Here is a 10,850-nt window from a genome sequence, read left to right as displayed (position 1 = left end):
TCGTCGGACCCGCCGGCGACATCTCCTTCCTCGAGGTCAACACCCGCCTCCAGGTCGAGCACCCGGTGACGGAGGAGATCGCAGGCGTGGATCTGGTGCGCGAGCAGCTACGGATCGCCGCCGGTGAGCGCATCTCCGAGGAGGACCCGGTGAGCCGGGGACACTCCTTCGAGTTCCGCATCAACGGCGAGGACCCCGGTCGCGGCTTCATGCCCGCCCCCGGGCGCATCCAGCGCTTCGATGCCCCCACCGGCCCGGGTGTGCGGCTCGAGACGGGCGTACGCACCGGGGACGAGGTCTCCGGCGCCTTCGACTCGATGCTCGCCAAGCTGGTCGTCACCGGCGCCACCCGGCAGGAGGCTCTCGAGCGCTCCCGGCGGGCGCTCGCGGAGTTCCGCATCGACGGCATCCCGACGGTGCTGCCCTTCCACCGCGCCGTGGTGGAGGACCTCGACTTCGCCCCGGCGGATCCCGAGCAGCCCTTCGCCGTGCACACCCGCTGGATCGAGACCGAGTTCGTCAACGAGCTGCCGGCCGCGCCGCTGCCCGGCCAGCAGGAGGAGCCCGAGGACCGCGAGGCCGTGGTCGTCGAGGTCGACGGTCGCCGGGTCGAGATCAGCCTGCCGGCTTCGCTGCGCGCACCCCAGGCCGCTGTGCGTCAGCGCCGCAAGCGCCAGCACCGCGCCTCCGGTGAGACGGCGGGCGGCGGCAACGGGGTCTCCGCCCCGATGCAGGGCACCATCGTGAAGGTTCTCGCCGAGGAGGGCCAGTCCGTGGCCGACGGCGATCTGCTGGTGGTGCTCGAGGCGATGAAGATGGAGCAGTCGATCACCGCGCACCGCTCCGGGATCGTCAAGGGTCTCGCCGCCGAGATCGGGGCGACCGTCTCCGCCGGCGCGGTCCTGTGCACGATCGAGGACTGACCTCTCCTCCGGCACGTCACCGACACGTCATGAGCGCCCTGCTTCCAGCAGCGGAACCAGGACGCTCATGACACCGCGGTGACCCTCACGGGGAGCGGGCAGGCTCAGGTCGCGTCGTCGAGCACGCGCTGCCGGGCCACCTCCGCGAGCGATCCGGTGAGCGAGGGGTAGACGGTGAAGGTGCCGGCGACCTGCTCCGCCGTGAGGCGATGCGCGACGGCGAGGGTGTACGGCAGGATCAGCTCGCTGGCGCGCGGCGCCACCACCACCGCACCGATCACGGTGTGGGACCCCGGCCGCACGATGAGCTTCACGAAGCCCTCGGTGATCCCCTGCATCTTCGCGCGGGGGTTGGTGTCCAGACCCAGCACCAGCACCTCGCCGCTCGCCGCACCGCTGCGCACGTCCTGCTCGCTGACGCCGACCACCGCGATCTCAGGGCTGGTGAAGATCGCGGAGGAGACCTGGGCGGCGATCAGGGGAGAGACCGCGTCACCCAGGGCGTGGTGCATCGCGATCCGGCCCTGCATCGCCGCGACCGACGCCAGCGGGTACACCCCGGTGCAGTCCCCGGCGGCATAGATCCCCCGCACCGAGGTGCGGGAGACCCGATCGGTCTCGATGTGCCCGCTCTCCCGCTCCCGCACCCCGGCCGTCCACAGGCCGAGGTCCGCGGTCCAGGGGATGCCTCCGAGGGCCATCAGCACGTGGCTGCCCGAGATCTCCTCCCCGGTGGTGAGGGTGACCGCCACGCCGTCCCCCTCGCGGCGGGCGGTGGCGGCGCGGGAGCGCGAACGCACGGTGACTCCGCGACGGGTGAAGGCGTGCTCGAGCACGTCCGCGGCATCGGCATCGGTGCCGGGCAGCACCTTCTGACGGGAGGAGACCAGCGTGACCTCGCTGCCGAGCGCCCGGTAGGCGCTCGCGAACTCCGCTCCGGTGACCCCGGAACCGACCACGATCAGGTGCTCGGGGAGCTGGTCGAGCGCGTACAGCTGGGTCCAGTTCAGGATCCTCTCCCCGTCACAGGGGGCGCTGTCCAGCTCACGGGGGCGAGCGCCGACGGCGAGCAGGATCACGTCGGCCTCGAAGCGCCCGATCTCCTCGCCGTCCGGGCCCAGCGCCTGGACCCGGTCGGGCCCGTCCAGCCGCCCACGGGCGTCCACCACCTGCACCCCTGCCTCGACCAGGCTCGTGCGGATGTCAGCGGACTGCGCGGCAGCGAGGCCGAGCACACGACGGTTCACCGCGGAGAGGTCCACGTTCAGGGTGTGGGCGGTCGGGGCCGCCCCGGTGTCCGCGTCACGGATGCCGAGTTCCTGGGAGCCGGCCACCTGGTCCAGGACGTCGGCGGTGGCGATGAGGGACTTCGAGGGGACCACGTCGGTGATCACGGCCGCTCCCCCGATCCCCCTCTCCTCCAGGAGCACGGTCTCTGCCCCGTGCCGTGCGGCGGTGAGGGCGGCCTCGTACCCTCCGGGGCCGCCGCCCACGATCACCACCCGAGGGCGCTCACCGGCACTGGTGACGCGGCGGGGGTCCGAGGGCAGGGCGGTGCTGGGATCGCTCACCCCGTCATTGTGGCAAAGAGTCACCGGTCGGGGGCGGGATCCGTCACCCGGCCGTGGGGTGTGCCGCGCCGGGCCCGACGCGCCGCCGCCGACGGTCTGCACCGAGCACCGCTCTGCGCTACCTTCGGTCCATGACTGCTTCCGCCACCGACCCGTACCAGCTCGCCCGTGACGCCGCCTCTGCGATCGCCGAGGCCAGTGGCGTGCCCGCCCATGATCTCGCCCTGGTGCTCGGCTCGGGGTGGTCCGGCGCCGCCGACCTCCTCGGGGAGACCGTGTGGCAGGCCGATGCCACCACCATCCCCGGCTTCCGACCGGCCGCCGTCGCCGGGCACGTGGGCACGCTGCGCTCGATCCGTGTGGAGGGCACCGGGGCGCGCGCCCTGGTGCTCGGCGCCCGCACCCACTACTACGAGGGGGCCGGGGTGGACGCCGTGGTCCACGGCGTCCGCACCGCCGCCGCGACGGGCGCTCGCACCATGGTGCTCACCAACGGCTGCGGCGGGATCGACCCCTCCTGGGCGCCCGGGACCCCGGTGCTGATCCGTGACCAGATCAACTTCACCGGGTCGACGCCGCTGGTGGGTGCGAACTTCGTGGATCTCACCGACCTCTACACGCCGGCGCTGCGCGATCTCGCCCATGAGGTCGACGGCAGCCTCGACGAAGGTGTGTACATGCAGTTCGCCGGGCCCAGCTACGAGACCCCTGCTGAGGTGCAGATGGCGAAGGTGATCGGAGCGGACCTGGTGGGGATGTCCACCGCGCTCGAGGCGATCGCCGTCCGCGAGGCCGGGATGGACCTGCTGGGCATCTCGCTGGTCACCAACCTCGCCGCCGGCATCAGCGGGGACGCCCTCAGCCATCAGGAGGTGCTCGAGGCCGGCCGGGAGGCGGGACCTCGCATCTCCCGTCTGCTGGCCGAGACGGTGCACCGGATCACCGGCGGCGCCGCCGCGGAGAGCGCGTCGACGGACGCCCGGGCATGAGCCCGGCGGCGGAGCTCCGCTCCCGCGCCGAGGCGTGGCTCCAGGATGATCCCGACCCCGCCACGCAGGCTGCGCTCGAGAGCCTGCTGGAGCAGGCGGAGGCGGGCGGCACCGACGCCCAGGCCGAGCTCGCCGATGCCTTCGCGGCCGATCTGCAGTTCGGCACCGCGGGCCTGCGGGGCGCCATGGCTCCCGGTCCGAACCGGATGAACCTCGCCGTGGTCTCCCGCGCCGCCCGGGGCCTGGCCGACCATCTGCGGGAGGACCTCGGCCTCGCCGACCCGCTCGTGGTCATCGGCTATGACGCCCGCTACAACTCCCGCGCCTTCGCCGAGCGCTCTGCGGCGATCATGACCGCGGCGGGCTGCCGGGTGCGGCTGCTGGAGCGCTTCGGCCCCACGCCGCTGGTCGCCTTCGCCGTGCGGCACCTGGACGCGGATGCCGGCATCGTGGTGACCGCCTCCCACAATCCCCCGGCGGACAACGGTTACAAGGTGTACCTCGGCGGTCGTGCCGCCGCCCCGGAGGGCCGAGGGGTGCAGATCGTGCCGCCGTCGGACGCACAGATCGCCGCGCGGATCGCGGCCGTGGGCCCGGTGCGGCGGATCCCGGTGGCCGGCACCGGCTGGGAGCTGCTGGGCGAGGAGCTGCGCGAGGACTACCTCGAGGCGATCTGCGCCCTCCCGGACCCGGAGGGTCCCCGGGCGGTGCGGATCGTGCACACCGCCATGCACGGCGTGGGCACCGAGACCGCGCTGGCCGCCCTGCACCGCACCGGCTTCACCGAGGTGCACCCGGTGGCCAAGCAGGCCGATCCCGATCCCGACTTCCCCACGGTCGCATTCCCCAATCCGGAGGAGCCCGGGGCGATCGATCTCTCGCTCGAGCTGGCTCGCACGCTGGAGGCCGACGTGGTGATCGCGAACGACCCCGACGCCGACCGCTGCGCCGCGGCTGTGCGGGATCCGCACCTGGGTGACTGGCGGATGCTCACGGGGGACGAGCTCGGGGTGCTGCTCGGCGACCACCTGGTGCGTCGCCACGGATACGACGGCGTGCTGGCCCGATCGATCGTCTCCAGCCGCTGGCTGGGAAGGGTCGCGGACTCTGCCGGGTTGGACGCCGTGGCCACGCTGACGGGGTTCAAGTGGATCACCCGCGCCCCGCGGATCGGCTACGGCTACGAGGAGGCCATCGGCTACTGCGTGCTGCCCGAGGTGGTGCGCGACAAGGACGGCCTCTCCGCGGCGCTCGTGGTCGCCGAGATGGCGGCGCTCGCGAAGGCCGAGGGCACGACGCTGATCGGCCGGCTCGACGAGCTCGCCGCCGAGCACGGCCTGTTCTCGACCGCGCAGCTGTCGATCCGGGTCGAGGACCTGTCCCTGATCGGCGCGATGATGGAGCGGCTGCGGGCGACGCCGCCCGTCGCACTGCTGGGCTCGCCGGTGGTGACGAACCAGGATCTCTCGAAGGGCTCCGTGGAGTCCACCGGTCTGCCGCCCACCGAAGGGGTGCTGCTGCTCAGCGAGGACGACACCCGCGTGGTGGTGCGCCCCTCCGGCACCGAGCCGAAGCTCAAGTGCTACCTCGAGCTCGTCACGCAGTTCCCCGCGGGAGCGACCTCCGAGCAGATCGGCACGATCCGTGAGGACGCCGGCGAGCGCCTCGAGAGACTGAAGGACGAGCTGCGTCAGGTGCTCGGCGCCGTCTGAGCACAGCGCCCGGCACGCAGCACGAGACCCGCGCACAGCATCGCGAGGTGGCGGAGCCGCCCCTCGGGGTGCGCGGGTCTCGTGCCGGTGTTCTCTCAGTACCCGGTCTCTCAGTACCCGGTGCCGGTGCCGCCGTCGAGGATCGCCTTCGACGAGGACAGGCCCAGGCGGCTGGCGCCCGCGGCGACCATCGCCTCGGCGGCCTCGCGGGTGCGGATCCCGCCGGAGGCCTTGACGCCCAGACGGTCGCCGACGGTCCTGCGCATCAGGGCCACCGCGTGCTCGCTCGCCCCTCCGGCGGGGTGGAAGCCGGTGGAGGTCTTCACGAAGTCGGCGCCGGCTCGCTCGGCGGCCTCGCAGACGGCGACGATCTGCTCATCGGTGAGGGCCGCGGACTCGATGATCACCTTGAGCACGACGGGGGACTTGGCGACATCGCGCACGGCCCGGATCTCGTGCTCGATCGCGTCGTACTCGCCGGCGCGGGCGAGGCCCACGTTCAGGACCATGTCCACCTCGTCCGCGCCCTTGGCCACTGATTCGCGGGCCTCGAAGGCCTTGACCTCGGCGGAGTGCTGCCCGGAGGGGAAGCCGCAGACGGTGGCGACCTTTACGGTGGTCTCCACCGGGAGCATCGAGGGCGAGACGCAGACCGAGTAGGTGCCCAGCTCCTCCGCCTCGCGCAGGAGGGCGGTGACGTCCTCGGCGGTGGCCTCGGGCTTGAGCAGGGTGTGATCGATCAGGGTGGCGAGCTGGTCGCGGTCGAGTGTGGTCATGGGGAGATCCTGGCAGACCCGGCCCTGGCCGCGCATCCGCCCCGGCCTCGATCTCATCACGACCCTTCACCCACCTATCTACCTATGTGATAGGTTCGGGTGGTTGGTGCAGCGCGGCATGACAGTTCCCCGCGTCACAGTTCCCCCGCGACGCATCGACCATCCTGTCCCGTCGCTGAGGAGATCCGTCGATGTCGACCTCGACTCCCCCGCCGAGCGCCGTCCCGGCCTCGAGCACCCCGCAGTCCACCACCCTCTCCGCCGATGTCGATCCCTATGTGATCGATGGCGCGCAGACCACCGAGCCGCCCCGCACTCTGCGCGGAAAGCTCCGATTCCTGGGGCCGGGCATGATCACCTCCGCCGCCGTGGTCGGCTCCGGAGAGCTGCTCACCGCCACGGCCCTCGGCGCCCAGGTCGGCTTCATGCTGCTGTGGCTGGTGCTGGTCTCGACATTCCTCAAGGTGTGGGTGCAGATCGAACTGGCCCGCTGGTCGATCTCCACCGGCCGCGTCGCCCTGGACGGCTACAAGGACGTGCCCCCGAAGATCGCCGGCCGCGGCTGGATCTCCTGGCTGGTGCTGTTCATGTTCCTGCAGTTCTTCATCGGACAGGCCGGCGTCATCAGCGCCTCCGCCTTCGCCTTCAGCACCCTGTTCCCGATCGGCCCGGACCCCTACTCGCTGCTCTCGATCGGCGTGTGGGTCGCGATCCTGGTGGTGGTCGCGATCGCGATCCACGCCGCGAACCGTTACGCGATCGTCGAGAACATCTCCACCGTGCTGGTGCTGCTGGTGACCGCTTTCGCGATCACCATGGTGTTCCTGCTGGGCGGCACCGAGTTCGCCTGGAGCCTCGCGGACCTCGGCGAGGGCATGCGCTTCCAGATCGCCGCCGGCGCCTTCGGCGTGGCGCTGGCGATGTTCGGCATGACCGGTGTGGGTGCGGGCGAGACCACCGCCTACACCTACTGGGTGGTCGAGAAGGGCTATGCCGCCTGGACCGGCCCCAACGACGGCTCCGAGGGATGGGTCGCCCGCGCCCGCGGCTGGATCTCGGTGATGAAGGTCGATGCCTGGGTCTCCTGGGTCATCTACACCGTCTCCACGGCCGCGTTCTACATCCTCGGCGCCGCAGTGCTGCATCCGCAGGGCCTCGTGCCCGAGGGCAACGACGTCATGCTCACCATCTCCTCGATCTTCGACTCGGCCGTCGGCCGCTGGGGCGGCGTGCTGTTCCTCGTCGGCGCAGGCCTGGCGCTGTTCAAGACGATCCTCGCCAACGTGCCGAGCCTCGGACGCCAGGTGGGTCACACGCTGGCGATCTTCGGCGCCTATGACTGGAACGATCAGCGCACCCGCATCCGCTGGCAGCGGGTCATCATGATCATCCTGCCGATCGCCTGGGGCATCCTCGGCACCGCCGTCTCCTCCCCGCTGGCGCTGGTGATCATCGCGGGCATCCTCAACGCCATCTTCCTGATCGGTGCTGCCGTGGCGACCCTGTATCTCTCCTACACGCAGACGGATCCGCGGATCCGTGATGGTGCACCCACGATGGTGCTGCTGTGGATCTCGGCGATCGCGATCGCGTTCGTGGGCATCTACGGCCTGGTGAACACCTTCTGACCCACGATCCTCGCGACGGCGGTGCCCGGGCCGGACGGTTCGGGCACCGCACCACAGGAGCAGACCCATGGATGATCTCGATGCCACCGCCCGCAAGCACATCGCCTCCCCCACCCTCGAGGACTCCGGGGAACGCCTGGAGCGCGGATCGCTGGCCGACCGCGCCCGAGCGGCCGTGCTGGGGCTGATCGACGAGCAGGGGCTGTCCGCCGGCGACCCCCTGCCCGCCACCGGCGCCCTCGCCGAGCGGTTCGGCGTCTCCCGCACCGTGGTCCGCGAAGCGCTCAGCGCGCTGGCGGCCCTCGGCATCATCGAGGTCAGCAACGGGCGCAGCGCGGCGGTGCGCGAGCTGGACCCCTCCCTGGTGCGCTTCTACCTCTCGCGCGCCATCCGCGAGTCCCGGGACGACGGCTTCACCACGTTGATGGATCTGCGCGGTCCGCTCGAGGTGCGCGCCGCACGCCGCGCCGCGGAGCGGTTCGCGAGCGCCGACGGACGGTCCGACGACGCCGGACGGTCCGCCGCCGACGGGCACGTCGTCGAGACCGCACCGGGGCGGGAGCGCCTCACCGAGCTGCGGAACCGGCTTGATGCCGCCCTGGCGGATTCCGCGCTGTACCCGCAGCTGGACCTGCAGCTGCACCAGGAGATCGCCCTCCTCAGCGGGAACCGTGCGCTGCACGGGCTGCTCGAGGCCGTCAGCGTGCCCCTCTTCCACGCCATGCAGGAGGTGCGTGCCGCACGTGACCTGCAGGGACTGGTCGGGGCCGAGCACGTCGACCATCTGCGCATCATCGATGCGATCCTCGCCGGCGATCCCGACGCCGCCTCCGCCGCGATGGAGCACCACATGCGCGCGGTCGAGGCCTTCACGGTCACTCCCTGACCGCCCCGGCCCGACCGGCCCTGTCTCACCTCCCCTGCCCGATCGCACCGTCCGATCACCCCGCCCGACCGCCTGTCCTCCCGGACCGGCATCGCCTCGAAGAGAAAGGCCGCCTCATGCGTGCACTGGAGATCCACGGCACCGAGGACCTGCGCGTCGTCGACCGCCCCACCCCCGCTCTCGCCCCCGACCAGGTGCAGATCGCCGTCGAGTGGGGAGGCGTCTGCGGCTCCGACATCGCCTACTGGCGCCGCGGGGTCTCCGGTACCGCGGTCATGAAGCGTCCCTTCGTGCTCGGCCACGAGGTCTCCGGCCGTGTGCTGCAGGTGGGTGCTGACGTCCTGGACCTCACGGAGGGCTTGCCGGTGACGGTGCATCCGGCGCGCACCACCGGGCCTCTGCCCGAGCGCCTCGCCGGCCGCGACAATCTCCACCCGCAGCTGACCTACCTCGGCTCCGCCGCCCAGGACCCCCACACCGACGGCGGCTTCGCCCAGGTGATCACCGTCGGCGCCGAGCAGGTGGTCCCGCTTCCCGAGGGACTTGATCTGCGCCGCGCCGTGCTCGCCGAGCCGCTGGGCGTCGCGATGCATGCGGTGCGGCGAGCGGGGGACGTCCGGGGGGCCCACGTGCTGGTCGCCGGCTGCGGGCCGATCGGCCTGCTGGTGATCGTGGCCGCCCGCGCCGCCGGCGCCGCGCGCGTGAGCGCCGTCGACCCCGCCGCCCCGGCCCGCGAGCGCGCCCTCGCCGTCGGTGCCGATGAGGCGCTCGAGTCGGCCGAGGACATGGCCGCGACCGTCACCGTCGCCTTCGAGGCCTCCGGGGCGCCCGCCTCGCTCGACGGGATCCTCCGCAGCATCGCCCGCGCCTCGGTGGTGGTGCAGGTGGGGAACCTCCCTCCCACCCCTATCTCGGTCTCGCTGGGACCGATCGTCTCCCAGGAGATCGACTACCGCGGCACCTACCGCTTCGTCTCCGAGATCGAGGATGCCGTCGCCCTGCTGGCGCAGGACGACCTCGCCGAGCACGTCATCAGCCACGAGTTCGCCCTCGAGGACGCCCGTGAGGCCTTCACCACCCAGGTCACCGATCCCACCAGCAGCAAGGTCCTGCTCCGGATCGGCTGAACTAGACTCGACGGCCGTGACCACCCCGCTGCCGCCGTCCCGGTCCCCACGCCGGATCGTCCTGCTCGCCGGCCCCTCGGGCAGCGGGAAGGGCATGGTCGCCCGCCGGTCCGGGGTGCCGGCGCTGAACCTCGACGACTTCTACCGTGACGGGGACGACCCCTCCCTCCCGCGCCGCTTCGGGATCCCCGACTGGGACCTGCCGGCCTCCTGGGACGGCGACGCGGCACTGGCCGCGCTCACGGCGCTCGCCCATGACGGTGCGGCCGAGGTGCCGGAGTACTCGATCGCGCAGTCCCGGCGCACCGGCACCACCCGGCGGGAGCTCGGGAGCTCCCCGCTGCTGATCGCCGAGGGCATCTTCGCCGCCGAGCTGAGAGCGCCGCTCACCGCGGCAGGGCTGCTGGCCGAGGCGATCGTGCTGGACCGTCCGGTCCCGGTGGTGTTCATCCTGCGTCTGCTGCGCGACCTGCGCGAGCATCGCAAGTCGGTGCCGATCCTGCTCCAGCGGGGCACGGCCCTGGCCCGCCAGCAGCGCCGCGACATGGAGCGCTGGCGGCAGGCAGGACTGCGGCCCGTGGGTCTGAGGGATGTGGTGAGGCGGCTGCGGGAGCTCGTCCTGCTCACCGAGGCGGACCGCCGCTGCCGTGCGATCCGGACGGTCCCCGCACAGCTGCGGATCGCCGCGGTGTGCTTCCTGCGGGACGCGCCCCCGGGCTCGTCCCATCGCACCGAGCTGCTCTGCGTGCGCAAGCAGGGCACCGGCTCCTGGATGCAGGTGGGCGGGAAGCTCGATGCCGGCGAGAGCGCCCGGGAGGCGGCGCTGCGCGAGGTCCAGGAGGAGCTCGGGGCCACGCTGGGGGCGACGGACCTCGACGAGCTCGGAGAGTTCGATGCGGTGGCCGCGAACGAACCCGCGACGGTGGTGCGCTCGAGCGTCTTCACCACCCGTGTGCCGCTGCCCTCGCCGCTGCAGGTGCAGGCGGAGCTCGCCGCCCACCAGTGGATACCGGTGGCACCGGAGTCCGAGCTGAGGACCGTCGGCCGTCTGGCACCGCTGATGAGCGAGCACATCCTGCCCGCGCTGCGCGGGCTCGAGGACCCCGCCGAGCTCGCGGGCGCTCCTGGCAGCAGCCCCGAGGGCACTCCCGGCAGCGGTCCCGGGGCTGTACCCGGCAGCAGCCCCGCGGGCACCCCTCGTACCTCCCAGGGGTGAGCCCCGCCCGCGGGCGGGGCTC

General features: G+C 72.3%; 9 protein-coding genes. 7 read left to right on the top strand and 2 right to left on the bottom strand.

Annotated features, from left to right (window positions below):
- On the top strand, positions 1-923 hold a 923-nt coding region (locus tag VF289_RS13530; protein ID WP_330884424.1), incomplete at its 5' end, for a biotin/lipoyl-containing protein.
- Between the two features lie 104 nt (positions 924-1,027).
- Here VF289_RS13530 and VF289_RS13525 read toward each other — a convergent pair.
- The gene (locus VF289_RS13525; RefSeq protein ID WP_330884423.1) at positions 1,028-2,494 is read right to left on the bottom strand and encodes an NAD(P)H-quinone dehydrogenase; all 1,467 of its coding nucleotides are present in this window, start codon (positions 2,492-2,494) and stop codon (positions 1,028-1,030) included.
- A 131-nt stretch (positions 2,495-2,625) separates the two neighbouring features.
- On the opposite strand from VF289_RS13525, the gene VF289_RS13520 reads away from it, so the two are divergent.
- Both VF289_RS13520 and VF289_RS13515 read left to right on the top strand, forming a co-directional pair.
- Positions 2,626-3,483 (top strand): purine-nucleoside phosphorylase, encoded by an 858-nt coding sequence (locus VF289_RS13520; protein WP_330884422.1) that lies wholly within the window; start codon positions 2,626-2,628, stop codon positions 3,481-3,483.
- Positions 3,480-5,195, top strand: coding sequence for a phospho-sugar mutase (locus VF289_RS13515; RefSeq protein ID WP_330884421.1), 1,716 nt, complete (start codon positions 3,480-3,482; stop codon positions 5,193-5,195). Before VF289_RS13520 ends, VF289_RS13515 begins: the two co-directional genes overlap by 4 nt.
- A 110-nt stretch (positions 5,196-5,305) precedes the next feature.
- On the opposite strand, the gene deoC is transcribed toward VF289_RS13515, so the two are convergent.
- Positions 5,306-5,971, bottom strand: a complete 666-nt coding sequence (deoC, locus tag VF289_RS13510) for a deoxyribose-phosphate aldolase (protein WP_330884420.1) — start codon at positions 5,969-5,971, stop codon at positions 5,306-5,308.
- A 191-nt stretch (positions 5,972-6,162) separates the two neighbouring features.
- Here deoC and VF289_RS13505 point away from each other — a divergent pair, with 191 nt between their 5' ends.
- The 4 genes from VF289_RS13505 (at position 6,163) to VF289_RS13490 (ending at position 10,828) form a co-directional block, all read left to right on the top strand.
- Positions 6,163-7,599, top strand: a complete 1,437-nt coding sequence (locus VF289_RS13505) for an Nramp family divalent metal transporter (RefSeq protein ID WP_330884419.1) — start codon at positions 6,163-6,165, stop codon at positions 7,597-7,599.
- 67 nt (positions 7,600-7,666) lie between these two features.
- Positions 7,667-8,485, top strand: coding sequence for a FadR/GntR family transcriptional regulator (locus VF289_RS13500; protein WP_330884418.1), 819 nt, complete (start codon positions 7,667-7,669; stop codon positions 8,483-8,485).
- Between the two features lie 116 nt (positions 8,486-8,601).
- Complete coding sequence (locus VF289_RS13495; protein ID WP_330884417.1) at positions 8,602-9,612, top strand: L-idonate 5-dehydrogenase; 1,011 nt, start codon at positions 8,602-8,604, stop codon at positions 9,610-9,612.
- A 16-nt stretch (positions 9,613-9,628) separates the two neighbouring features.
- Positions 9,629-10,828, top strand: coding sequence for an NUDIX domain-containing protein (locus VF289_RS13490; protein ID WP_330884416.1), 1,200 nt, complete (start codon positions 9,629-9,631; stop codon positions 10,826-10,828).
- Positions 10,829-10,850: the final 22 nt, after the last annotated feature.

The sequence above is a fragment of the Brachybacterium sp. genome, from assembly GCF_036379615.1.
Lineage (GTDB): Bacteria > Actinomycetota > Actinomycetes > Actinomycetales > Dermabacteraceae > Brachybacterium.
Note: the sequence above shows the minus strand (reverse complement) of the source record. Positions and strands in the feature narration are given on the sequence as shown.